This window comes from Mesorhizobium sp. P2_B5, assembly GCF_056404775.1.
In genome coordinates, this window is the sequence record NZ_JBFUDJ010000014.1 from 1 (window position 1) to 24231 (window position 24231).

At 58.3% G+C, this 24231-nt stretch carries 25 protein-coding genes and 1 pseudogene; 9 read left to right on the top strand and 17 right to left on the bottom strand.

The genetic code is table 11. The annotated features are described in order from the left end of the window. A partial coding sequence (locus tag AC1D1N_RS28820; RefSeq protein WP_477352632.1) for a cysteine hydrolase family protein occupies window positions 1–525 on the bottom strand: 525 nt, incomplete at its 3' end. A gap of 304 nt (window positions 526–829) precedes the next feature. On the opposite strand from AC1D1N_RS28820, the gene AC1D1N_RS28825 reads away from it, so the two are divergent. Beyond that, the gene (locus tag AC1D1N_RS28825; RefSeq protein ID WP_352590642.1) at window positions 830–1249 is read left to right on the top strand and encodes an HD domain-containing protein; all 420 of its coding nucleotides are present in this window, start codon (window positions 830–832) and stop codon (window positions 1247–1249) included. 70 nt (window positions 1250–1319) lie between these two features. Here AC1D1N_RS28825 and AC1D1N_RS28830 read toward each other — a convergent pair whose 3' ends face one another. The 3 genes from AC1D1N_RS28830 to AC1D1N_RS28840 form a co-directional block, all read right to left on the bottom strand. Beyond that, window positions 1320–1562, bottom strand: a complete 243-nt coding sequence (locus tag AC1D1N_RS28830; RefSeq protein ID WP_477352634.1) for a hypothetical protein — start codon at window positions 1560–1562, stop codon at window positions 1320–1322. 129 nt (window positions 1563–1691) lie between these two features. Then, a complete protein-coding gene (locus AC1D1N_RS28835) occupies window positions 1692–1940 on the bottom strand; it encodes a DUF6894 family protein (RefSeq protein WP_436258501.1) in 249 nt (82 codons plus the stop codon). An 8-nt stretch (window positions 1941–1948) separates the two neighbouring features. Then, entirely contained in the window at window positions 1949–2674 is a 726-nt protein-coding gene (locus AC1D1N_RS28840) for a Crp/Fnr family transcriptional regulator (protein ID WP_436258500.1), read from the bottom strand. Between the two features lie 1273 nt (window positions 2675–3947). Here AC1D1N_RS28840 and AC1D1N_RS28845 point away from each other — a divergent pair. Next, the gene (locus tag AC1D1N_RS28845; RefSeq protein WP_436258498.1) at window positions 3948–5438 is read left to right on the top strand and encodes an ATPase domain-containing protein; all 1491 of its coding nucleotides are present in this window, start codon (window positions 3948–3950) and stop codon (window positions 5436–5438) included. Beyond that, window positions 5438–6478: a sensor histidine kinase gene (locus tag AC1D1N_RS28850; RefSeq protein ID WP_352590722.1), complete on the top strand. Its 1041-nt coding sequence runs from the start codon at window positions 5438–5440 to the stop codon at window positions 6476–6478. The genes AC1D1N_RS28845 and AC1D1N_RS28850 overlap by 1 nt, the downstream gene beginning before the upstream one ends. Before the next feature lie 393 nt (window positions 6479–6871). Here the strand turns inward: AC1D1N_RS28850 and AC1D1N_RS28855 are convergent, their stop codons facing one another. The 3 genes from AC1D1N_RS28855 to AC1D1N_RS28865 all read right to left on the bottom strand — a co-directional run bounded on the left by AC1D1N_RS28855 (window position 6872) and on the right by AC1D1N_RS28865 (window position 8753). After that, window positions 6872–7183, bottom strand: coding sequence for a hypothetical protein (locus tag AC1D1N_RS28855; RefSeq protein WP_436258497.1), 312 nt, complete (start codon window positions 7181–7183; stop codon window positions 6872–6874). Window positions 7184–7432: 249 nt separating this feature from the next. Beyond that, window positions 7433–8326 (bottom strand): SDR family oxidoreductase, encoded by an 894-nt coding sequence (locus AC1D1N_RS28860; protein ID WP_477352637.1) that lies wholly within the window; start codon window positions 8324–8326, stop codon window positions 7433–7435. Window positions 8327–8612: 286 nt separating this feature from the next. Beyond that, on the bottom strand, window positions 8613–8753 hold the full coding sequence (locus tag AC1D1N_RS28865) for a hypothetical protein (protein ID WP_352590626.1): 141 nt from the start codon (window positions 8751–8753) through the stop codon (window positions 8613–8615). A gap of 360 nt (window positions 8754–9113) precedes the next feature. Here AC1D1N_RS28865 and AC1D1N_RS28870 point away from each other — a divergent pair, with 360 nt between their 5' ends. After that, entirely contained in the window at window positions 9114–9296 is a 183-nt protein-coding gene (locus tag AC1D1N_RS28870; protein ID WP_352590623.1) for a hypothetical protein, read from the top strand. Window positions 9297–10503: 1207 nt separating this feature from the next. Beyond that, a complete protein-coding gene (locus tag AC1D1N_RS28875) occupies window positions 10504–11124 on the top strand; it encodes a methyltransferase domain-containing protein (protein ID WP_436258496.1) in 621 nt (206 codons plus the stop codon). Between the two features lie 13 nt (window positions 11125–11137). Here the strand turns inward: AC1D1N_RS28875 and AC1D1N_RS28880 are convergent, their stop codons facing one another. Both AC1D1N_RS28880 and AC1D1N_RS28885 read right to left on the bottom strand, forming a co-directional pair. Further along, window positions 11138–12334 carry a glycosyltransferase family 4 protein gene (locus AC1D1N_RS28880; protein WP_477352640.1) on the bottom strand — a complete coding sequence of 399 codons (1197 nt, stop codon included), beginning with the start codon at window positions 12332–12334 and terminating at the stop codon, window positions 11138–11140. Then, entirely contained in the window at window positions 12334–13158 is an 825-nt protein-coding gene (locus tag AC1D1N_RS28885) for an amidohydrolase family protein (RefSeq protein WP_436258494.1), read from the bottom strand. The genes AC1D1N_RS28880 and AC1D1N_RS28885 overlap by 1 nt, the downstream gene beginning before the upstream one ends. A gap of 171 nt (window positions 13159–13329) precedes the next feature. Between AC1D1N_RS28885 and AC1D1N_RS28890 the strand changes: the two genes are divergently transcribed. The 3 genes from AC1D1N_RS28890 to AC1D1N_RS28900 are packed head-to-tail and all read left to right on the top strand — an operon-like array spanning window position 13330 to window position 17256. Next, entirely contained in the window at window positions 13330–14499 is a 1170-nt protein-coding gene (locus tag AC1D1N_RS28890) for a glycosyltransferase (RefSeq protein ID WP_477352642.1), read from the top strand. Continuing rightward, window positions 14492–15622, top strand: coding sequence for a UDP-galactopyranose mutase (gene glf, locus AC1D1N_RS28895; protein ID WP_477352644.1), 1131 nt, complete (start codon window positions 14492–14494; stop codon window positions 15620–15622). The genes AC1D1N_RS28890 and glf overlap by 8 nt, the downstream gene beginning before the upstream one ends. Before the next feature lie 5 nt (window positions 15623–15627). Next, window positions 15628–17256, top strand: coding sequence for a glycoside hydrolase family 1 protein (locus tag AC1D1N_RS28900; RefSeq protein WP_436258491.1), 1629 nt, complete (start codon window positions 15628–15630; stop codon window positions 17254–17256). Between the two features lie 49 nt (window positions 17257–17305). Here AC1D1N_RS28900 and AC1D1N_RS28905 read toward each other — a convergent pair. Next, a pseudogene (locus tag AC1D1N_RS28905) lies at window positions 17306–17861 on the bottom strand (Crp/Fnr family transcriptional regulator). Window positions 17862–18048: 187 nt separating this feature from the next. Here AC1D1N_RS28905 and AC1D1N_RS28910 point away from each other — a divergent pair. Then, window positions 18049–18306, top strand: coding sequence for a DUF6894 family protein (locus AC1D1N_RS28910; protein WP_436258490.1), 258 nt, complete (start codon window positions 18049–18051; stop codon window positions 18304–18306). A gap of 250 nt (window positions 18307–18556) precedes the next feature. On the opposite strand, the gene AC1D1N_RS28915 is transcribed toward AC1D1N_RS28910, so the two are convergent. The 7 genes from AC1D1N_RS28915 to AC1D1N_RS28945 all read right to left on the bottom strand — a co-directional run bounded on the left by AC1D1N_RS28915 (window position 18557) and on the right by AC1D1N_RS28945 (window position 24092). Continuing rightward, window positions 18557–19561: an ATP-dependent DNA ligase gene (locus tag AC1D1N_RS28915; protein WP_477352646.1), complete on the bottom strand. Its 1005-nt coding sequence runs from the start codon at window positions 19559–19561 to the stop codon at window positions 18557–18559. Then, a complete protein-coding gene (locus tag AC1D1N_RS28920) occupies window positions 19558–20181 on the bottom strand; it encodes a cupin (protein ID WP_477352648.1) in 624 nt (207 codons plus the stop codon). Before AC1D1N_RS28920 ends, AC1D1N_RS28915 begins: the two co-directional genes overlap by 4 nt. After that, on the bottom strand, window positions 20181–21734 hold the full coding sequence (locus tag AC1D1N_RS28925) for an FAD-dependent oxidoreductase (protein WP_477352650.1): 1554 nt from the start codon (window positions 21732–21734) through the stop codon (window positions 20181–20183). Before AC1D1N_RS28925 ends, AC1D1N_RS28920 begins: the two co-directional genes overlap by 1 nt. Window positions 21735–21748: 14 nt before the next feature. After that, window positions 21749–22255, bottom strand: coding sequence for a YciE/YciF ferroxidase family protein (locus tag AC1D1N_RS28930; protein ID WP_352590590.1), 507 nt, complete (start codon window positions 22253–22255; stop codon window positions 21749–21751). Between the two features lie 348 nt (window positions 22256–22603). Next, window positions 22604–22909, bottom strand: a complete 306-nt coding sequence (locus AC1D1N_RS28935; RefSeq protein WP_436258486.1) for a hypothetical protein — start codon at window positions 22907–22909, stop codon at window positions 22604–22606. 204 nt (window positions 22910–23113) lie between these two features. Beyond that, complete coding sequence (xth, locus tag AC1D1N_RS28940; protein ID WP_477352652.1) at window positions 23114–23896, bottom strand: exodeoxyribonuclease III; 783 nt, start codon at window positions 23894–23896, stop codon at window positions 23114–23116. Window positions 23897–23909: 13 nt separating this feature from the next. Next, a complete protein-coding gene (locus AC1D1N_RS28945; protein ID WP_352590581.1) occupies window positions 23910–24092 on the bottom strand; it encodes a DUF3606 domain-containing protein in 183 nt (60 codons plus the stop codon). Window positions 24093–24231 lie beyond the last annotated feature (139 nt).

Sequence of the window (24231 nt, forward strand, 5' to 3'; positions counted from 1 at the left end):
GTCATGCGTCGCGTCGGAAGAACTGCACAGCGCGTCCGTGACGAGGACCACGCGATAACCGAAATCGATTGCTCCGAGCACCGTGGCCAGAACGCATACGTCGGTTTCGCCGCCAGTGATGACCAGCGTATCGATGTCGCGCTCCGCCAGAAAAGCCCTGAGCCGGCCCTCAAACCAGGGCGAGTAGATGTGTTTGTTGATGACTGCCGCCGGCGGGCAGTAAGCGGCCAATGCCGGCAACAGGTCGACCATTTCGTCGCCGATACTTTCGATCGTCATCGTGGCCCAATGCTCATAATAGCGCTTCCATGTGCCGACACCCTGCCCCGGCTTCTGGGCAGGCAGGAAGCGCGTGAAGACCGTCTGTTGCGCCTTCCTTTCGACCAGGCTTTCGATGCGAGGGAGCACGCGAGTGATCCAGGGAGTGGCCCACTGCGACGGCTCGGCAAACAGCCCCTGCATGTCAACACAGACATGCATGCAGCGGTCGCCCAGAGGCCCGTATGCCAAACCCCGCATCGACATCAGGAAGTCCGTACCCGGTCGGAATTTTTCATGAGCTTTTCCTCGTCGTCGAAGGCATGGATCAGAACGTCCCGTGCCGGCACTCGTTCCTTGTCGCTTCAGGAACCGACACCAGCCATCGACGTTTCCGCCTCATGGATCCGATGCCATCCGCTGATAGAGCGCATCGGTAAAGCGAAGGACGATCCGAGGAAATCGTTGAGGCAAGGAACAATGGCCACGGCAGTGACTTGGAGATGAACTCACAAGAAGTTCCTATGTCTGCAATTTATCAGCATTTCGACAAGCGGCCGGGACAGCGACGATGAGCATTTTCTATCGAGCGGCCAAGATTGCGGAAGAGGTTCACGCAGCGCAGCGCGACAAGACCGGGCGGCCCTATATCGAGCATTGCCGTCGTGTCGTCGATGCTGTCGAGACGATGGATCAGAAGGTCGTCGCCTATCTGCATGATGTCCTGGAAAAAGGCGAAGGCTGGTCACGAGCCAAGCTGGAAGCGACCGGGTTTGGACCGTCGATTGCTTCCGCGGTCGATGCCATGTCGCGCAGAGACGGCGAGGACTATTTCACGTTCGTGCGGCGGGCTGCATCGAATCCGCTGGCGCTGCCGGTAAAACGCGCTGACCTCGAAGACAACATCTGGCAGTCACGGCAAATTGGAGCCTCGACAGCCAGATACGAAGAAGCCTTGCGCATTCTCGATGAGGAATTCTCCGGGCGCTAGCAAATGCCTGCCAGAAGTCCAACGATACTATTCCCTGACATGTGGCGTGTGCCGTTTGTCCTCCACCGGGTCAATATCGATGCGCGCCTTTTTCGGATCGAAAGCGCCATGCGAAAGCGACCGGCACGCCGTGAGCAATGCATGTTTCCGCCAGCAATTCCTCCAACTCGTGGTCGGTGGCTTTGCATTTCGGCATCAACGTACGAATGGCGCGGATCGCCTGCTCGATGGATAGAAACCGGGCCTTGCCTCTGGAACGAACATAGGCTTCAGCCGCCCTCTCGACCGTGAGAGCGTGAAACGCGTGGGTCATCGAGATTCCTCCCTGAACCTGATGCGAGAATTTAGACGGGGATTCCTGCAGCCTTCAAGGCTTCGTATGATTTCGAACATTCGGCGGTGAACAGCACCGAGGGGCATTTCCATTGGTCTTCCGGGACAGTCAGGCTGATCCCAGAGACTCAGGGATCACCTCATCGAATGGCATCGCCAGGACGACTCTCCCGCTCTCGTCGGTGACCTCGAAACTGCAATCGAACCAGCTGCGGATTGTGTCCATGCGGGTGCGGAAGATCAGGTCGCTAGCTGTGGCGAGCGCGTGACCGCGCACGGCCTCCTCGTTTGGAAGTTCATCGCCTTCATAGTCGGGTATCAGCCGACCGCGGTAGCGCATGTTCATGAAGTAGCGCAAGGCCACCCTCATCCGCCCCGCTTGATCGGGAACTGGAACACGTTGGAGTATTCTTTCTCGGCAAAGCCATAGGACTGTCCAGCGAGCTGTTCCAGCTTCTCGCGATCCCTCAGCGTGATGTGACCACGCGTGGCCCTGATCGCGCCGACGCCCTCCAGCATCTGCACCGCAAGGGTCACGCCGGGGCGACGCGTGCCCAGCATAACCCCCATGAATTCGTGCGTAATGGGCATGTCGTCCCGCTCCAGTCGGTCATGCGTCATCAGCAGCCAGCGCGCCAGTCGCTCCTCGAGGGAATAGCCGGCGTTGGCATAGGCCGTCTGGCTGACCTGCACGATGAAGGTGTGCACGAAGCGCAGAAGCAGCGCGCGCAGCGTGGAACTGTGGTCCATCGCATCTTGTAGCTCGCCGGCTCCAATGCGGAATGCTTCGCCCATAGCCTGTACCAGGCAGGTATGCGGCGACCGGTCCACGCTGAGCACGATGGGGACGCCCACCAGACCCTCCGATCCGACCATGCCAACCTCGAATCGGCCTTCCCCCGTATCGGCAACGATCGAGGCGACCCCGGATTCGGGGAAGGTCACATGCGCGATCTTTTGATCGGCTTTGAACAGATGATGGCGCACCTCCAACGGCACCGCCTCCAGATGCGGCTGCACCACCGCAAAGTCATCAAGCGACAGAGACGCCAGCAGACGGTTGCGAATGATCGACTGCTGAAGCTGAGCCATGCTCCTAGCCTCCGTTTAGGGGCAAGAGCACACGCATCTCTCAGTCGCTTGCGCCCGGACAGTCAGCAAGCAATCGGCATTTATCCCCCCAAGCCCAGTCCCAGGCAATGGCGAATGTGACTTCCTTGGGTCGAATAGGGAATTGGGTACGAATTCGTACGCACCTTCGCATCGGAGCCAGTCAGCTTCCTGGAGTGCACAATTGGTCCTCGCTTTTGCGCGAAGCGCGTATGCTAAAGAAGTCCTAAAGGCGCACAGCCTTATCGAGATGCAGGTGAATGCGCTGGCTTTCCGTAAAGACCAAGGCATACCATTCTCGGGCAAAATGAGCGGGTAAGTTCCTGGTCTTCCTCAACCGCGCGGACAAACCATTCGCCGCAGCTTCGATCAATTCAATGCAGGGTGTGACCTTGCCGGTCGGCGCCATCCATTGGTACGGAATCGGACGAAACGGCGATGGGGGGAACGCGAATGCAAATCGGATGTTTTTTGACTTGTGTTGTTAACTGGGAGGTTAGCATGCAAATCCGAGTTAGGCTTGCGAAACGGGAAAGCTCATCTTGCACAATTTTTCATCGATCGCTATTGGCCGAAGACGTTAGGCCGGGGAAAGCGGAGGCTTGTGTCGTTTTGTCGATTGATACAAGCGGGATTTACCCCGACCGCTCCGCCTATAAATACGAGCTTGAGTTCACAGCCGAGAACTCCGAACGCTTATCGATGTTGCAACCGGTCACGTGCCTTCTACAGGCATTGAAATCGGCAGCAGCCGTTCCGTCACGCATACCGAGAGCGGCGAAACTGCGTCTCCAATCTTACGATGACTTCTGCTCACTTGGCACCTCCCGAGGTTGGACGCCTTACCGGTCAATCAGTGTTGTTGCACCAGTCATGACCGTGGCGCGTGAAAATGCGCACGTCGATCGGATGCCGTCGCCCTTCGCCGGCAATAGCGGCGAGCTTCGGGTTGACACGTGGTCCACGCGGACGGACTAGGAGACACCGTGTTGCGTCTTCTTCGGTAAAAGGTCGGGAGGTTCCTTTGCAAACTGGCCACTCGCAGTCGCACCTCTAGCCTGCAGTGACGAAGACTGACAGCCAAGCGCGCTAGCAGGAAGCGTTAGCGTGCGGTGAGGGCCGAGTTGCCCTTCGCATGGATACGAAGCGCAGCTGCTTGCAATCTCGTCCGCACTGTTGGGCCCCTGACGCGCGTTGACGGAACCAATGGAAAACCAAGCCGTTTTCGAGTTGCAACATTGTTGAAGAGGGCACCTTGCGTAGCGATGACGCGTCTCCAATTTCGTCCGGGGTCCAAGGGCTCGATTTTGTCCTTCGAGGAGGATACGCGAAATATCGATCTCATCTGATCGAGGGCAGACCAGGTTCCGGTAAAACCACTTTGGGGCTGCAGTTTCTAGTAGCCGGCGCGGCTGGGGGCGAAAAGTGCCTTTATATCACCCTGTCTGAGAGCAAGCGGGAACTGCTATCCGTTGCGGCGAGACATGGTATCGCGTTGGACGGGATCCATATCCTCGAGCTTGTTCCTCCCGAACTTAGCCTAGATCCAGCCCAGTTGCAGACGCTCGTGCATTCCTCTGATCTGGAGCTGGGTGAGACGGTTCAGTCCGCTCTAGCCGAAATGGAACGTTTGAAACCCGAGCGGGTGGTGTTCGACTCCCTATCGGAAATACGCTTGCTGTCGCAGGGGTCGCTGCGTTACCGCCGGCAAGTTCTAGCACTGAAGAGCTTTTTTCTGCTGAACAACGCAACTGTCCTGCTGCTTGATGACCTTACTGCCGAACATGACGACCTCAACCTGCATTCGATAAGCCACGGCGTGATCAGAATGGAGCAATTGGCTCCGACTTATGGGGGCGAGCGGCGCCGTTTGCGTGTCATAAAAATGCGCGGCGTTCAAATTCGCGGCGGTTTTCATGACTTCGTCATTAGGCCCGGTGGTGTGACGGTTTTTCCCCGCCTGGTTGCCGGCGATCATGAACCGGGTGAGCCTAGCGGCGGGCCTGCGCTGAGTGGAAGTGCTGTCGACATTCTCTTGGGTGGCGGGTTGTCGCGCGGCACCAGTACGTTGCTGATCGGGCCCTCCGGGGTTGGGAAGTCGACAATGGCGTCGACCTTTTGCCGGGCTGCACTCCTGCGTGGCGAAAGTGTGCTGGTTCTGCTGTTCGACGAGACGAAACGGATTTTTCTGACTCGTGCTGCCGGTTTGGGGCTCGAGTTGCAACCCTTCTTGGATGAGGGCCTCCTGATTGTTGAAAAGGTCGAGCCTGCAGAACTTTCGCCCGGCGAGCTGTCCTCGCGGATACAGGCGGCCGTAGACAAATCCAACGCTCGAATGGTTGTCGTCGACAGCCTGACCGGATATCTGAACGCCCTGTCCGAAGAACAGCACCTCGTGCTTCAGATGCATGAAATACTGACCTATCTGAACCAGAAAGGTGTGGTTACCATTCTTCTACTGGCCAATCATGGTCTTATCGGACAGATGTCGGTCCCGGTCGACATGACATACCTCTGCGACTGCGTCATGTTGCTGCGGTTCTTCGAAAGCGGCGGTCGTCTGCGAAGAGCAATTTCCGTGGTGAAGCGGAGGGTAGGCCCCCACGAAGACACGATTCGAGAATTCCAAATTGCTTCGTCAGGGCTGGTCGTGGGTGAACCACTGGACGGGTTTCAGGGCATCCTCACGGGCATCCCCTCGTACGTGGGTAAGCAAACCGACCTTCTTGACGATAACTCTCAGTGATGCAGCCCCCCTCGGAAGTTCTCATTCTGGCGCCGACCGGGCGTGATGCGAAGGTTGCCGCATCGATCTTGATCTCTGGCGGGATCGTGCCTGTTATCTGCTCTACGTTAACTGAGGCGATTGCCAAATTCGAGCGTGCGCAGTGTCTTATCGTTGCGGAAGAGGCGTTGCTAGCCTCTGATAGGTCTGACTTCGCGGCATGGCTTGAGAGACAGCCGGCATGGTCTGATTTCCCGATAGTGCTCCTCACCAGGCGTGGCTCGGAATTCGACAGCCGTCTTGCATTCCTTGACCGTCACACTGTTGTCTTGGAGCGACCGTTTCTGGCGTCCAGTCTCACCAACTCTGTGCGCTCAGCTTTGCGCGCTCGCGCGCGTCAACTTGAAGTGAAGACCCTGATCGAGCAAATGAAAGACGTTGCCGAGCGCCAAAGACTGTTGATCCGCGAACTCCATCATAGGGTAAAGAACACGCTCGCCAACGTGCGTGCGATGATGAATGCGACCGTCAGATCAAGCGAAAGTGTTGAGGACTTCGTTCGGGATTTTTCAGCCCGGATCGTGTCCTTGGCCGATACTCATAGCATTTTGACGGATGATTACTGGCAAACTGCCCCATTGCATAAGTTGCTCGAAGCCGAACTTCGCCACTATGACACGAAGGATGCCACACGGATCCGGTTGGATGGCCCTGATGTGGCTCTCGTTGCAGATCTTGCCATTCCGGTCGGTATGGCGTTTCACGAGCTGGCCTCGAACTCGTCGAAATATGGGGCCCTGTCCGTCCCCCAAGGAAGGCTCGAGATTCACTGGTCGATTTCTTCCGAAGGTGATTCGGCCATTGTTCATCTAGATTGGCTTGAGCACGGCGGCCCAAGTGTGCAGCCGCCGAAGCGCCGCGGTTTCGGAACGACCTTGTTGGAAAAGGTCGTCGCCGTGCAGTGCAACGCCAATCTCAAAATCGAATATCCTTCCGAAGGCTTTCATTTTGCCATGGACTTGCCCCTGCGCAACACACGTTTGGTGCCGGCGTATTCGTAGGCATTTAAGATCGTGTCGTCCAAGATATCGCGCGCTTGCCGAGGGTTGATTACCTCTATGCCCAGTCAGACTATGGGTGTGGGGTGCCGACCGGGATTGCGCTGTGATGTAATGCGCGATCGCTTTGCGATCGCTGTCAGGCAGCATGGCACTGTTTGTGACGACGTCAACCATGGATGACCCCACCCGACCGTGGTTGGACGTCACCCCGGTTGTAAGCATCGTGGCAACGTCGGTCTCAGTCCACGCGCCCAATCGTTCTTGCACGATGTTGGGCACAAACCCGGTGCCCTGGGGGTCGATGCCCCAAACGCATTTCGGCTGGAGTGGCACTCCGCGCAATGTGAAACGATCTCGACGAGGGAAGCGCCGCGATCAATCTGGGTTATGCCGTCATTCGCAGCCGACCGGCCCACCGGAGCTTCCAAGATCCCACGAACCGGCGAATTCTGAACAGTAGTGCTGGATCATGCGGCGGCGCGCGCCCAGAGACCTGGGGAGCGTCATGAGATAGGCGTAAACATCGTTGACATCAGCGACGGTCATCCCGGTGAAGAAAGACGGGTAATAGTGATTGCGTCTGGGAGAGACCCCACCGATCAGGGCAGTTGCTAGATCGGCAGCGCTCCATCTGCATATACCGTCAACAGGATTCGGCGAGATGTTGGGCGGTCGAAAGGTGCCGAATGGCGAGGCGAGCGCCAAGCCACCTCCAAGTTTCAGGCGATCGTATTGTCCGGGGGTTGCGGCAGGAGGCTCAGTCGCCGGCCGCGAATGACAGCTTGCCGCGGGTCATGTCGCCCCTCGCCTCAAATCGCGGATCGTGTTGAACGCCGCGGTTATCGACAAAGCCACCGTTGCAGCATCCCCTGCGGTCAGTAGGATTGCGACAGCAAACTGGTATGCAATGCGCCTCATAATCCTTAAGGCTCGTGCGAAGCTTGATGAATAGGGTTAGGCGACTCCCTTGCCGCCGGTGACGCCATAAACTTCGCCATTGATGAAACTAGCCTCCTGCGAGGCCAGCAGCACATAGACCGGCGCGAGCTCGACGGGCTGTCCAGGACGGCCGAAATCGCTGTCTTCGCCGAAATGCCTGACCTTCTCATCCGGTTGTCCGCCACTTGGCTGCAGGACGGTCCATACGGGTCCCGGAGCCACGGCGTTAGCCCGAACACCTCGCTTGATCAACTGCTTGGCGAGCGCCTTCGTGTAAGCGACGATGCCGGCTTTGGTCGTGGCATAGTCGAGCAGAATCGCGGAAGGCTCATAGGCTTGGAGTGACGCCGTTGTGATGATAGAGGCGCCGGCGGGCAAATGTGGCGCAGCTGCCTGAGCGATCCAGTGAAGGGCGTACAGGTTCGTCTTCATTGTCTTGTCGAAATCGTCCGTCGTCAACTCATCAAGGCCCTCACGATACTGCTGCCGCCCGGCATTGATCACAAGGATGTCCAGGCCACCGAAGGCGAAGACAGCCTTCTGCACCAATTCCTGACACCAAGCTTCCTCCATTATGTCGCCGGGCAGCGCTAGGGCCCTCCGGCCAGCGGATTCGATAAGGGCGATGACTTCCCTGGCATCCGCCTCCTCCTCGGCAAGGTAGGATATGGCCACATCGGCTCCTTCGCGCGCAAAGGCGATAGCCACCGCCCGACCTATTCCGGAATCCCCTCCCGTCACCAGCGCCTTGCGGCCCGTAAGCCTGGCGGAGCCGCGATAGCTCTCCTCACCGTGGTCTGGTACCGGATCCATCATTCCGGCAAGGCCAGGCGCGATCTGCGGCTGCTCTGGAAAGGGAGGAGCTGGGTACTGCTTACGGGGATCTCGAAGTAAGTCACGGTCTTTCACGATGATGCCTCCATAGCCTTGCTTGCCGTTGCCGCAACGCCGGGAATAACGCTTTGTTCCGTAAGCGCCGTAGGGTTGGTTAGCGAGCAAACATAAGCACCCAGATTGGGACTCATGCGGCCGCGCACAAAAACCGAAAGGATTGCCGGCCGCCTTAGCCGGGCATGGCCAAGGCCTTTACGGCGTCCTGGTGGAACAGCCCGGTTGCCGCGCGTTTGGCACGTACCATCACCGCACCCAATCTGTACCCGACCAATGCACGCCAAGGAGAGCTCGATGGGATTTTTTACAAGGAGATCAAGTCGATGGAGGATCTGAGCAGCCAGCGTGCGAGCCGTTCCTCGAGCGAGTAACCAGCATTGGCATAAGCAGTCTGACTGACTTGCACGATGAAGGTATGCACGAAGCGCAGGAAGAGCGCGCGCATTGTCGGGCTGCGCTCCATGGCGAAATCGGCGCGAAATAAAAGGTCCCGCACCCTCTATCGTGGCCCTCTCAAGGTGTGGCTGCAACAGTGCAAAATCGTCCGCCGACAGGGATGCAAGCCGACTATTGGGAAACTGCCGATTGTTGAAGCTGGGGCATGCCCTTGGCCTCAATTTGGGGGCAAGGGCATCAGCACCGCCATCTCTCAACCGCCTGCGCCCAAACAACCAGCAATGGCTAAGGGCATTTCCAGGATGAGAAACGCGCTTGGGTACGAGTCCGTACCAACATTTGTTAATGGCGGCCGTATCTGGCGACCTTAGGGTTAGCGAAGTGTCATCTACAGATAAGGACAGTTGCGATGGAACAACCCGCGAAAAATCTGCCCTGTGTTGAGTTGATCGACGCCTGCGGCGAGTGGCATGTCCGGGTGGTGGAGGAAGATCAGCAGCGGATCCGATCCTTCGAGATCGAGCGCTCCGCTTTGGCCTACGCGGAACGTCAGCGACGACGCCTGGAGCTCGCGGATTTCACCCGTATATGAGTGTTGGAGCCAGCGATTATGTCAATCGATAGCTACGATGAAGTTCGCGAGTGGGCTAGCCCAGTCTTAAGCCATACCTTGCAGCGACGGCACATTGATAAGGAGAAATTTGAGAGAGCTGATCGCGAAGCACGCAAACTGATCGAGGCGGAACGGCAAGCCAGAGAGGCCAAGACCGCGCGGCTGAGAGAATTGAGGCTAAGCGGAAGCAGAAGCCAGCCTTAGCTCAAACCGTCCGCAGCGCTCAAAAACTGATCGTATATGCGAGCAATTCTCGGCCAAGACGCAAAGGCTAACCAGGCTCCATTCGATCCTTCTTGGATGATTGCGTGTCAGCGGCGACTTCATCAATCCCCTGCCCCGGGACATTAAACAGGGCGGCTGCCATTTGGGGAAGTCAGCCACGCTGACGGAACGACGCGCGAATTAGGTGCGGTTTCTGACCTTTCAAAAGAAAAAGCTTCGCAACGAGAGTCCTTGCGGCCGAAGTAGTCTGCCGACGGGGCTCCCCTGTGGAAAGCCAAGGGTCAATTGCAAGCAACTGCTCGAGCTTCTCGTCAGTCGAAAGCAATCCGTTCTCGGCTATGCGCCGAACCTTCCTTTCGGTGAACATCACCATGCCGACGTGTCCTCACCTTGATCCTCGCCAACGTCGCTCTCTTCGGAACGTTCCACACTTTCATCCCAACAGCATGGCCAATCGCACGCAGACAACGGACAGGTCAACAGGTCGGGAAGCGCCGCCAACCGGAGATCAGGCCGTATGTGCTCCACTGACCCCGCGACGAGCAACCCTGGGCCGAAATCCTACGCACTCTTGTCAGTCGAGGGGAACAAATCGTCCGCACGCAAATTCGTATCGGACGGAGATAAACCTAGCGAGGGCAAAAAAATGGGATTCTTTGGCAAATATTTTTCAGGTCTGTTGGGGAAGAATGGACAACCGGAAACGCGTGGCGGCGACATGCGTAAGGCTACAGGCGCGGGCCCGGCCTTGGCAGCGCACTCTAAGGACGCGAAAAGCGAAGCCCCGACGGGCCAAAATGCGACGGCAGCGAGAAAGAAATCCAACGGTCAATCTCAACGACGTGGGTAACTGTTCGGCAAAGGCCGAGCCGCTAATCTCGCCGCGCGGCGGCCTTGAGGTTTGAAGCCCATGCGAGCAGTACCCTTGCCTGGTAAGGTGGTCTTCGGAGACCTTGGCGAGGTGGAACCGCTGAGCCGGAAGTTCGGTGGCGACCGCGGCACGCCACTGGATCGCTACTATATAGAAAGCTTTCTGCAGCGTCATGCAAAAGACATTAGGGGACGTGTTGCGGAGATCGGCGACAATGTCTACACCCTCCGTTATGGCGCCGAACGGGTCGAGCGGACAGACATTATCGACTCCCCGCAAAGTGCCAATCCACATGCTACAGTCCGCTTTGATCTCCAGAACCAAGACGCCGTAGAGGCCGGCCGTTTCGACTGCTTGATCGTGACCCAGACGCTGCATATGATTTACGACGTGCATAGCGCGCTGGCCACGATCCATCGCGCCTTGGCAGCGGGCGGCGTTGTGCTGGCGACGGTGCCAGGCATTACGTCGATCGACGCTTATGATGGCCCAGAGAAATGGTTCTGGGCGATGACCCAGAGTGCCGCGCGACGCTTGTTCGAGGAACGGTTCGGCACCTCAGCAGTGGAAGTGCAGCAATTCGGCAACGTACTTGCAGCCACGGCCTTCCTTCAGGGACTCGCGTTTGAGGAGATCGACCGCGCAAGCCTTGACGTCGTTGATCCCCTGTATCCTGTGATTACTGGGATCAGGGCCACCAAAGAATCATGACCCGTCACCGAGCTCAGGGAACGGAGTGGAGGCGAGCCTTGTCGGGACGGGATCCGATCAACTGCCGGAAAATCTGACTGGTCATGATCGCCGACTGGCGGATGTCGAAGCATGCTTGCGCACGCCTCACGCTCGCACCAGCCATCGACTTCAGCTTGGCCGAGTTGGACAAGAGGGCGAGCGCCGCCAAGGCCACGCCCTCCCAGTCGCCGGGATATTCCGAAACAATACCGGGCCACTCGGTGGTGCCCACAAGAATTCCGGTCTCGCCTGTGGCGACGATTTCCGGAACGCCGCCGACGCCGATCGCCACGACCGGCACACCCGACGCCATGGCCTCCAGGATGGTGAGCGGCATCGCGTCGGCGCGCGATGTATGCAACAGCAAATCAAGCGCCGGATAAATCCGATGTGGTTCGCGCGCAAGCCCAATCATATGAATGCGCGACTCCAGCCCCGCGCGTCGTATGGTAGCGACGAGATCCTTCTCCATTAAGCCGGTGCCAACCATTGCGAAATGCACGTCGGGACGCCTTTGCAGAATGTACTCGGCTGCCTTGAGGAACTTGTCGGGGCCTTTTTCCCAGGCAAGCCTGCCAACGAAACCAACCAGCAGATCGGCAGGACCGACGTCGATTGTTCGGCGGAACTCCGCCGGCTCAGCGGACATCGGATGATACGTTGCGAGGTCGACGCCGTTGGGAACAAGGCTTACGCGTTCAGGCGCCAACCCTACAGCAAGTGCCTGTGACCAAGCTTCACGGCACACCACAATGGTGTGGCTCCCGGTTGTGCGCGCCACACTGATTTCCTGCGGATGAAGGCTCATGCCATGCAACGTGGCTACGGTTGGCGTCCCGCAAAGGCGCCCGGCCATTGCCGCGACGGTATGTGCATTCATCAGGTGAGCGTGGAGCAGATCAACCCCAGTTTCGCGGACCAATGTGCAAATCAGCTCGACTGTCCGCCAAGGCGGATCGTCGCGCAGCGGGGCAATATAGACGTCTCTCCCTTCGGATCGTAACAACACGGTATAAGGGCTCTCAAATGGACACAGGAGAGAGACCTTGAACTCGTGCGATGGGAGGTTTGCAGCCAGGTTGCGCACGTAATTTTCCATGCCGCCGACTATAGCGTTTCCCAAGACCTCTAGTATGTGCGTGCGCTCATCAGTCTGGCCGCCTGGCAACACACGCGGTGTCCGGGCCATCACTTTCCTCCTTGTGCTGGGCGTAGCCTTAGCCAGTCCATTGCAGTCCCCGCCATGATCTCATTTCGGTCCTCGATCGCGACGTCTAGCTGATCGAGCACTGTCGCAACCTCGTCTATTGCCGCGCGAATATGAGCACCACTGCAGGGCAGGAAGCGATCGCTGCCGAATTGCAGGGAGCGCGGGCCGATCACGTCGATTGCCTTGCAAAATACCTCGTAGCGGTAGATCGGAGGTGGCCCGAATGAGAGGTCGAAGCGAAACTGGCTCGCGGCCGGGTCGACTCCATTTATCCGATCTATAACGCCAACTGCATTGGCTTCGTCACACCATGGCCAGCCCAGATGAGCCAAGGTCACTCGAAGGCCGGGATGATCACGAACTGCTTCGTAGAAAGAGGGGCGGCAAAACCGTCCGGATCGACCGTCAATGAAAATTCCACTGTGGAACAAGATCGGGAAATTGAGCTTTGCAGCGACCGCGTAGACACGATGAGCGCACTCGTCATAGGGGTACCAACCGGTCGGAACCATCTTCAACGCGCGAATACCGGGAAGTGCAGCTGCCTCCTCCAGATCGTGGGCGGATTGTGGATGGAGTGGATTGACAACGGCGAACCCGACCAGCCGATCGGAGTGGCCTTCGATCAGGCCTGACAGGTAGCGGTTGCCGGCGCGCAACGATTCGCGGTCATCAAGGGAATAAGGCGCTGTCAGGAACGGCGCCAGCAAGAAGGCGGCATCAACCCCCGCATCGTCAAGTGATTTGAGCACGTCCGCTGTCGTTTCGCGGCCGGACGTATGAAGGTGTGCATCGACAATCATTTGCGTCTCCCCGCCGACAACTTGCGGAGGCGATGGCCGTTCCAGACGTAAAAAGAAATCGTGGTTTCTTCGGCGTCCCGGTCCGGAAACAAAATTATGTCGTCGGCGTGGAACCCGAGCTTCAGACGGAGCTTGATCCACCATAAGCCAACCCTAATACGGATCGTTGCAATGGATCAGAGCGTATCCAACCCCCCGCTTGCGCCATTCGAGCACCCGCTTCTGCTATGCTTCTCCCACTTGCGCTGGGATTTCGTTTTTCAACGCCCCCAGCATTTGATGACGCGCGCCGCAGCCCACTACACCGTCGTCTTCTTCGAGGAGCCTGTGTTCGAGCCCGTCCAGAGACCACTGTTGCGCCGCAGGTCGGTTGCCTGCGGCTTGGAAGTCGTGACGCCCGTCCTCCAGAACCGCCAGTCCGCAATTGATACCGACAAAACCCTCGCCATCTTGTTGGACAGACTGGTTTCCGAGATCGAGCATGACCAGTTGGTAACTTGGTATTACACCCCCATGGCCCTGAAGTTCACGGCCGCGCTGCACGAGGATGTCTGCGTCTACGACTGCATGGATGAACTCTCTGCCTTTAAGAACGCACCGCCCGAACTCGAGCGGCTCGAGCAGCAACTGTTCATCAAGGCCGACGTCGTGTTCACCGGCGGCATGAGCCTTTATGAGGCCAAGCGCGGCCGGCATCCATCCGTCCATGCCTTTCCAAGCGGCATTGACACGGCGCACTTCCATCAGGCGCGCCGCCCTCAGACAGACCCTGCCGACCAGCAATCCATTGCGCATCCGCGCGTGGGCTTCTTCGGTGTCATCGACGAGAGGTTTGATATCGACCTGATGGCTCGAACCGCCGCAGCGATGCCAAACGTCGAGTTCGTCACCATTGGTCCGGTGGTGAAGATCGACCCGGCCACGCTGCCGACCGGCCCAAACATTCATTGGCTGGGCGCCAAGCGGTATGCCGAACTGCCTGAATATATGGCCGGTTGGGATGTGGGATGGATGCCTTTCGCCTTGAACGCCGCCACACGGTACATCAGTCCCACGAAGACCCCTGAGTTCCTTGCCGGGGGGCTGCCCGTGGTTTCGACAGCCATAGCCGATGTCGTGCAAACCTATGGCCGTCGCGGACTGGTGAAGATCGCTGACGCTAGCTCGATGCCATCAGCGCTCCGGACCGCTCTGCGCGAAGGGCCCGTTGGAATGACGAAGGTGGACGCATTCCTCTCGGGGATGTCGTGGGACTCGACCTGGAAAGCCATGCATGACTTCCTGACACCCGCGAAGATTTCGCGCCATGCCACGTCTAGCCGGCTGGTCGACCATGTTTGACTGGCTCGTCGTCGGCGCAGGCTTCGCAGGAAGCGTTTTGGCAGAACGCCTCGCCAGTCAGCGTGGAGATACAGTGCTGGTCGTCGATCGTCGCGCTCACATGGGCGGCAACGCTTTTGATTGGTATGATGAAGCCGGCATTCTTGTCCATCGCTATGGGCCTCACATTTTCCACACAAATGCAGAAGCCATCGTGGCCTACCTGTCTCAGTTTACCGCGTGGCGTCCTTATGAGCACCGCGTTCTGGCCCAGGTAGACGGTCAGCTTGTGCCAATCCCAATCAACCTCGACACAATCAATCGTCTCTACGGCCTAGACCTCACCTCTCAGCAAATGGAGCAGTTTCTGGCCGAACGCAGGGAGAGCGTTGAGGAGGTCCGCACCGCCGAGGACGTGGTCGTGGGCACCGTGGGACGGGAACTTTATGAGAAGTTTTTCCAAGGGTACACGCGAAAGCAATGGGGGGTCGACCCATCGCAGTTGAGCAAATCAGTAACGGCGCGCGTGCCGACACGAACCAATCGCGACGACCGCTATTTCTCCGACAAGTTCCAGAGCATGCCGGCGGGTGGATACACACGCATGTTCCAGAAGATGCTGGCTCACCCGAATATCAAGGTGATGCTGCAGTCGGACTACCGCCAAGTCCGACACGTCATCCCCCATCGGCGCCTCATCTATACCGGTCCGATCGATGAATTTTTCGATTTCAGGCTGGGGAAATTGCCGTATCGATCTTTGCGCTTCGAGCACGTCACGCTGGACCGGCCACAGTTTCAACCGGTGGCCGTCGTCAACTATCCGCAGACCGAAGCCTTCACAAGGATCACGGAATACAAGCATATGACGGGCCAGCGACATCCTCAAACCAGCCTGACCTACGAATACCCGACGAATGAGGGCGATCCATACTATCCGGTTCCACGGCCGGAGAATGAAGTGCTCTACAAGCGATATGAGGCACTAGCTGCTCAGCAGACCGATGCGATTTTCGTCGGGCGGCTGGCAACATACCGGTACTACAATATGGACCAGGTGATTGGTCAGGCGCTGACTGCGTTCAATCGTATTCAGAAAACGGGGGCCTCGGCGCTATCTCTTGCCAAAGGGGCGGCGGGATAGCCGTGGTGGAGGTCTGGGGCGGCATCGAATGCAGCGTGGTTCGTGTAGGCGACGTGATCCGCGATCAGCTCCTCGAAACCGGGCATTCAAAACGCATCGAGGATTTGGATCTCGTTGCTTCTCTTGGTATCAAAACCGTTCGATACCCAGCGCTGTGGGAACACGTCGAGACAGTGGCGGGCAAGGATGACTGGAGCTGGCTGGACCAACGGTTTCAACGCATGCGCGAACTCGGCATCAGTCCCCTGGCAGCCCTCATTCACCACGGAAGCGGGCCATCCTGGACGTCCATTCTAGCGTCGGATTTTGTCGAACGCCTCGCGGCGTTTGCCACTCGGCTCGCAGGGCGGTACCCGTGGATAACGACTTTCACGCCGATCAACGAGCCAATGGTGACCGCTCGCCTCAGCGGCCTTTATGGACTCTGGCACCCGCACCGCGCGGACGAGGCAAGTTGCTTGCGACTTGTCGTGGCCCAATGCCGCGCGATCGTCAAGACAATGTCGGCCATCCGCAAGGTCATCCCCGATGCCAGGCTTATGCAGACAGAGGATTTCGGAAAGATATTTGCGACGAAAGAGCTTGCGTACCAAGCTGATTATGAAAATGACAGGCGATGGCTCTCGCTGGATCTGCTTTGTGGGCGTGTCGGTTCCTGCCATCCTTTCCATGAACGCCTCCTAGGGGCTGGTGTCGATCACACCCACCTTGAAGAGCTGGAGGCCGCGCCCTGCCCTCCGGACCTTATTGGAGTTGATTACTACCTCACCAGCGATCGGTTCCTTGATCATCGCGTCCAGCGCCATCATCGGGAACCGGTAGGAGGCAACGGCATCGAACCCTACGTCGATATTGCCGCTTTCCGCGCCGGCCTGCCAGCGAGCGAACTCGGATTTGCCTCGCGTCTGCGTGAAGTGTGGCGGCGCTATACTCTGCCGGTGGTACTCGGTGAAGTCCACAATGGCTGCACCCGTGAGGAACAGCTGCGGTGGTTCTTGGAGGGATGGGAGGCAGCCTGCGAATGTGTGGCTGAGGGTGTTGATGTACGGGCCATCACCGCATGGTCGATGTTCGGTGCTATTGACTGGAATTCCATGATGATGCGCGAGGACGGATACTATGAATGCGGGGTGTTCGACACAAGGGCGGCTACTCCGCGTCGAACGATACTGGCTGATGCCATTTCGGCCCTGGTGAAAACCCGATCATTCGACCATCCGGTGCTTGTACAGAGCGGCTGGTGGCGAGCGCCGCGAAGGTTGGGGATATCGCCTACGATCCAACTGCAAGGGTTTGACCGGCTGCTCTCGATCCTGGGTGAGTGTTGCAGCCGCCGCCGACTTCCAGCCAGCGCGGCCGATAGGACAGCAGCATCGACAGACGCATGGGTTGAGCTCAGCGTGAAGGGCGGCAGATGCGGTTCACGACCTATCTTGTGTGCGAGATATGGCGACGGCAAAACCTTCTCGCTATTGCTTCCTGATGGTGTAAATCGGGTCGCCGCCTGCAATGCATTCCTCGACCTCGTGGTCGACGGCCTTGCCGGCGATCACGAGCTTGTTGCTGCTGACCGCGACAACCAATATCAAGTCTGCGAAGCCCCGATCGGGCATGCCGCCGCGCTAGCGCGCTAACGGTTTCACCACGCCACTTACCCTCCGGGTCTGGTGAGTCTTACGGCAGCTACCTCGGATCTCGCACCATACTGAGATAGGTCGGATCGAATTCAGCGATCTCCTGAAGGCGCGCCCAGTCATGATCGTCAACGACTGATCCGCCCAAGTGACCGCGCCGAGCTTACGAAGGTCGCCCACGATGCGGTTCATATGAACAACCGATAGTCCCAACACGTCTGCGAGTTCGGCCTGCGTTAGCGGCAAACGGAAACTTAGACCGGTCGTTCGATTCACCACCTTCAACCGGACGTACAGTTCGCAAATCAGGTGGGCCAGATGGGAGATCTTCAACCGTCGGCCCATAGCGACGATCCATTCCCTATGGATCGCCCCGTCGACAAGCGTGTCCAACCAGAGAAGCCGGGTGAGGTGAGGCGCTGTCTCCGTGATCTTTCGTAGCCGACTGTGATCGGCAAAAAGCACACCAGAAGGGTGCTATAACTCGGACGGGATCCCGCAGACACCAGATCCTGGCCAATGGCGACATCACGTCCGATTGAAATCGTTTCGGCAAGCAAAGCCCGTTCGGCGTCTGAGACAACATCGTATTGCTCTAGCTGCATGAGGTTCGAGCATCTTGTAGTCCCGAGGCTTATTGACGGAGAGGCCCCACCACCCTGGCAGCGTACGACCTCCATTTCCAAAAGGGATCGTGGTAACAATCTGATGGATTTTCTCCCAAAGCGCCAGCAGCGAAGGAACCTCGATTCGTCGAGGAGATTTACAGGTGACGTGTGCGGTGAGCTCGCAATGAACCGGTATTTCTTCGATGTTTACAACACTGACGGGCAGGTTCTGGATGAGGAAGGCCAACTTTTCGAGTCGCCGGATCGCGCGCGAGCGGAGGCCTTGCGCATCCTGCATGACGTCGCGCGCGATGAAATGCCTGACCGTGACCTGGTCAAACTTACCGTGAAGGTTAGGGGTGGCGACGGCGCCCAAATGTTTGAAGCATCGCTCATCTTAACGGCGGGTTGGAGTGCATCGTTATTCGTTCCGCCAAAGTAAGGCACTGTGGGCGCGCGAATATGGTCGGCGGTAGGCGCACGAACAGGCGAGCGGTCATCCCTCAGTGTCGTCGCTTCGTTTACCCTTCTTCTTGTGCGATTCCCACGACACCTTTCACTATGCATTGTCCGACGACCGAGAGAGGCGTCGGCGTGCTCTCATGCTTTTAGAAAACGATCGGCGGTCATGGTCATTGAAGGCCTCTTCCCGTCTTGACGGAGAGCAAAGCCAATGCTCCAACCGACGTGTCTTAGCGGAACTGGTCAAATGTGCATTGGCTGGGCGACTTGTCCGGTCGCCAGCGCAGCAGCTTTGTGCCATGCCGGAAGCGATCACCCGTTACATGATCGAAGCGCACCTCCACGACCAACTCCGGGCGCAGGGGCTCCCATTCGCCACTCCGTTCCGTGCTCCATCGGCTTGGCCCGCCCGGTGCCTTGCCAGTGAAGCCTGGCGGTTCGCGCAATGCTTCCAACCGATGGGTCAGTTCGGTGCGTTCGTCATTGGAGATCGTGGATGTAAAGCCCACATGATCGAGCCTGCCATCCTTGTCATAGAGGCCGAGCAGGAGGGATCCGGCCTCGCGCCTGTCGGCGAGATAGCGGAAGCCTCCTACGACACAGTCAGCCGTCCGCATCCGCTTGACCTTCACCATGGCGCGTTCGCCGGGAAGATACGGCCCATCCAGCCGCTTGGCGATTACGCCGTCGGTATTGCCGCCCGAGTCCTGCAGCCACTTTTTGGCCTGCATAAGATCCAAGGTCGCGGGCGAAAGTTGTATGTCCGCACTGCCTATTGACCGAACCAACCTCTCCAGCGCGGCACGTCTCCCGGAGAGCGGTCGATCGGTGAGAACTTGCCCGGTCGGATCGGCCAGCATATCGAACACCATCAGCTTGGCGGGCGTCTCGACCGCCAGTTTGCGAATGCGGCTTTCGGCCGGATGCAGACGCATCTGCAAGGCGTCAAAGGAATAGTTACCGGTGCGTTCGATCAGAATCTCACCGTCGATGACGAATTGCGCTGCCGGAAGGTTGGACAAGTGATCGACAAGCTCAGGAAAATAGCGGGCGAGCGGCTTTCCGGACTTGGCGCGAATATCTACCGCATTGCCGGCCTTGAACGACAGACACCGAAATCCATCCCACTTAGGCTCATATTGCCAGACACCCTGTTCTACGGGAATGGCGTCCGCACGTTTGGCTTCCATGGGAGCAGTGTCGATCGGCAGGAGAAATGGGGCGGAAGCGCTCATTTTGCTTCCCGCCCTTTGCGCGACTCCCTCCAGAGATGGGAAAGCGGACCGCTGCTACCGTAGACGGGATCCTGCCGCGGTTTCGCGACTTTGGGAATGGCCTTGACCGCCCGGGCATGGTCCTCCTTGCCTTTGCATTCGTCGTAGATCCCGTCCAGCGGATAGGCGCCGACCACCAGAAAGTCGTCTTCGGCATACAGACATTCGTGGCCAGTGCCTGCCGGCAGGACAGCGATGTCCCCCGCCTTCATCGTCAGCGAGCGGCCGCGCTTGCCGCCGAACTGCACCTTGGCCGATCCGCGAGCTACTCCGAGAACTTCGTGAATGCGGGAATGGTAGTGAACATAGTTGTAGATGCCATTCCGCCAGGACTTTTGCCAGCCGTTGCGTGCGAAGAGGTCCTCAAAGATTGCAGCTGGATCGTACTTGGCAGGCAGTTTCGCAACGCCATGATACACGACCAAAGGCCAGAACGGATGATTGGGGATGATGCCATCATCCTTGAAAAGGAACGTGTTCGCCTTGCGTGATCGCAGCAGGCGCTCGAGATCGTCGCTTGAGGGCCGCTGCCAGCCTGTCACCTTCTCGACGAACTCTTTTCCGCTTTCGAGTATTGGCATCACGTCTGCCCAGCCGGCGAGTCCACTGGTTGGAGGGGCGCGACCGCAGGGCCGTTGAGTACGGTCCCGTCGGGAGCGAAATGCGAACCGTGACAGGAGCAGTCCCAGCACTGCTCGGTGGAATTCCAGGCCACTTCGCATCCGGAATGCGTGCAGACGGCGGAATGAAGATGCAGCTCTTTAGCCATGTCGCGGCAGGCGGCGATTTTGCGCACGCCGGCGCGAACAATCCCGCCCTGACCAGGCGCCAGCGCATCTAGTGACTCCAAATCGCCCGGTAGCAGATAGCCTGCGAGATTTTTGACCGCCGATAGGTTTTCCCGAACATAATTGATCACGCCTGAGGGCGTCTTGCGCGAAGGATCATAGACCCCGGCCCATAGGTTCTCCTCCCCCGAAATCAGATCCTTCAAGAGCAGACCGGAGAGGGCGCCATGCGTCATGCCCTGGCCGGAGTCTCCAGTGACCACATAGACCGAAGAGCTGCCCGGATTTAAACCGATGAAGGCGCAATAGTCGATCGTGTCCAAAACCTGCCCCGACCAGCGCGTGACCTCTTTGGCCAAACTTGGCACGAGTTGGCGTATCCAGGCCTCGATCGCCTCGAAGCGGATCTCGCCGTCGTCGGCTTCGCCGGATTTGTGATCGGCCCCTCCCGCGATCAGATAATCAACCGAACCGGGGCCGGGGTTCAAACGGACATAGTGATAGGGGTCGGCCGTATCCCAGAAAAGCGCGTCCGGCAGATCGCCGCGCGGCAGGGTGAAGGCCATTGCATAGGTGCGATAAGGCGACATCTTCGTGTGGAGCTTGAAGCGGTCGTTGATGGGGGAATTGGTTGCAACGACGGCAGTCGCCGCTTCAACAGCGCCACCATTTTCGGTCGAGACGCGCACGCCACCATCAGGCAATTCCTCGACGGCAAGCACCGGACTATTCGCAAAGATACGACCGCCCTGTTCACGAATGACTCCGGCCAAACCGCGAAGATATCGCAGCGGATGGAACGTCGCCTGATTTGGATAGCGCAGGACCGGTGCGTTCTCGAAACCCTTAAGCGGCACGCCTGTCACCAGCTCGGCCGCTGCCCCTACTCTACGGGCCGCATCCAACTCTTCCTGTCGCTGATCCCGGGCATCGTTGAAGTCGACGCCCATCGCCGGAAAAAGGAATGCGTCCAGCCTGCGGAAATTGCAATCGAACCCTAACTCAGCGACGTTCTGCTCGATGCGCGCAACCGCTGCCTCTTGGCTTTCCTGGAATAGCCTTGCGGTCTCTTGGCCGCGCAGGTTGATCAGCGCGCTCAGACCGTCGTCGCAAATCGGCGCCAGATGTGCAGTCGTTCGTGATGTCATGCCGCCGGCGATCAATCCTCGATCGAGGACAATCACCTTTTGCCCGATGCTGGCAAGCTCGTAGGCGACTGACAGCCCCGCGACGCCCGATCCGATGATGACGGTGTCGCAGTTTTGCTTTCCGGTGAACCGCGGCGCATCGGGATAGACGTCGACCTTCATCCATAGCGATCGGGTTTGTTCACCAAGCGCGTTCATGCCAGCCACCGCCGTCACCTGGATGCCTTCTGGGTGACCTTTCGCTCGGCGATTGTCGTCAGCTTCTTGTCGGCCGCCTTTTCCTCGTTGAGGGTGGTATTGAGAAGCCGTGCGACGGCCTCGTTGCCGCGGTCCTGCGCCCAGGCGATCAACGTTCCGTAACGGGTGATCTCGTAGTGTTCGACGGCTTGCGCCGCAGCTATCAAGGCCGCGTCGAGTACTTTTTTCTCGGCAACTTCGCCGGCTATCTCATTTGCTTCCTTGATGATGCCGTCGATCGCAGGGCAGGTCGTTGCCTTGGGCTTTTCGCCGATCAGCTCGAAAGCCTGGTCGAGGCGTTGAACGTGTTTTTCCGTTTCCGCAAGGTGCGTTTTGAAAGTAGCTGCCAGGTCGCGATTCGTCGCTTTTTCCGCCATGTCAGGCAGTGCCCTCAAAATCCGCTTCTCCGCATAATAGATATCCTGCAAGACATGCAGGAACAGATCGTCGATGGTCTTGATGTCTTTCGTAAACAATCCCACGGCACGCTCCCGGTTTCCCATCCTTGAATTGACAACGCGCGGATTTGCCAGCTGTTCCGGTCGCTCTGGCTTCCTTGGCGGCGCTTCGGCACGGCGAAGAAGTACGGTCGCTCGCCAGCACCTCATGAATGCCGCCTTCAGGTTCGAATTGTTCCAGAACTTTCAGTCTCAGCTCATGTCAACTGCGCTGCTTGTCGCTTGTCCATTTCTCAAGCGTTTGGGAATAGACCTTCGGCGACACAGCCTCGTAGCCGCAGCGTTTTCGGCTCGCGACAAACCACACTGAAAAGAATTCAGCACAGGGTCGTATTCGCTCTTGCGGATGGATGTCGAAGGCATGTGCCAACCCTAGACGAGGGCCATCGGCATATAGCGAATGATCACCTTGTCCTGCCGAAAACGTCGTTCGAGTTCCGTGCGGCGCTCATGCCAATTCGCCAGGTCGATTTCCTCCACCATAACCTCGAAGATGACAATGTCGTCGTTATGGGATTCCGCGCCTTGCCGCCATAGACCCTCCGCGGGCGCCTGATAGTAGGCCGTAACTCCTTTGAATCGGCCTGCGAGTTCCTCCTTGACCTGATCGAAATCGTGTCGTGCGAAAGGTTGGCCGGCATTGTCGGCCCGCGGGAGAAGGATTTGGAAAAGGTGCATGTCCGCACTCGCTGAAAAAGCATTCAACGATTGATAAGCTCACGCGTTCCTTGTTGGGAGCGTGTCGCGTCTCGGCCGAGCCTACATCGGGGGTCCTTGTTTTTGCCGCCCACTAGCGGTCCCCATGCTGAGTTTGAAACGGGAAGGCGAACCCCATGGCGAGCAGCCTCTTGGCTCTAAACAGCCTTCCTCTGCCGCCTTCGGTCAATCGAGCTCTATCCAGGCCGGCGCGTGGTCGCTCGGCTTTTCCCATCCTCGAGTATCGATGTCTACGCCGGCACCTCTCAGCTGGCCGGCAAGCGATGGGCTCACCAGCAGATGATCCATGCGCAGGCCGGAGCTCCGATCGTACCCGCCCCGATAGGAGAAATTCCAATAAGTGTAGGTGCCTTTCTCAGGGTGGATGCGCCTGACGGCATCGATCCAGCCCTGCTCGAGCATCGTGGCATAAGCTTCCCGGCTTTCCGGGAAATAGACGGCATCACGTAGCCATCGGCTCGGAACAACTGCGTCAATCGGGGTCGGCACCACGTTATAGTCGCCGCAAAGCACGACGGGCGCGCCTTTTTCGAGCAGCGGCTTGGCATAGCTGATGAGGCGTTCGAACCAGCGCAGCTTGAAGTCGAACTTTGGGCCGGGCGCCGGATTACCATTGGGCAGGTAAAGGCATCCAACGATCAACCCGTTTATCTCGGCCTCGATATAGCGGCTATGCGTATCATCGATGTCCCCGGGCAGGCCGCGCCTTCGTTCCATCGGTTCGGCACCCCGCGCAAGGATGGCCACGCCGTTATAGGATTTCTCACCATGCCAAATCGCGCTGTAACCCGCTGCGCGGATTGCTTCGGCCGGAAACTTTTCGTCGGAAGTTTTCAGTTCCTGCAGGCAGACGATGTCGCAGGGGGTCTCAGCCAACCATCTCAGAAGTACGGGCAGCCGACCATTGACGCCGTTCACGTTGAAGGTGGCAATGCGAGTGGCCGGCATTGTTGGCGTGTCTCTATTTCTTGCCCAGCTTATCCTCGACCTTTTTGCGGCTGTTGCCCATCGACCTAACCGCCGACTTCACAGCATCCTTGCTGGCGTCGGTCTTGCCGGCTTCATAGCGCACCTCGTGATCCTGCCTACCGGCAACCTTGACCCGATCCTGGTTGCGCCCGCGCGTCGTGCCACTGGTGGACATCTCTTCCTCCGAGTTTGCCGCTTCAACGCTTCACAACGCGGCCGGACTCTTTAGGTTCATCCGGCAGCGACAAGAGACGTGAAGTTGGACAGAACGCTTCGCCCATTTTGGGGTCCGGAGGAGACACACAAAAGACTGG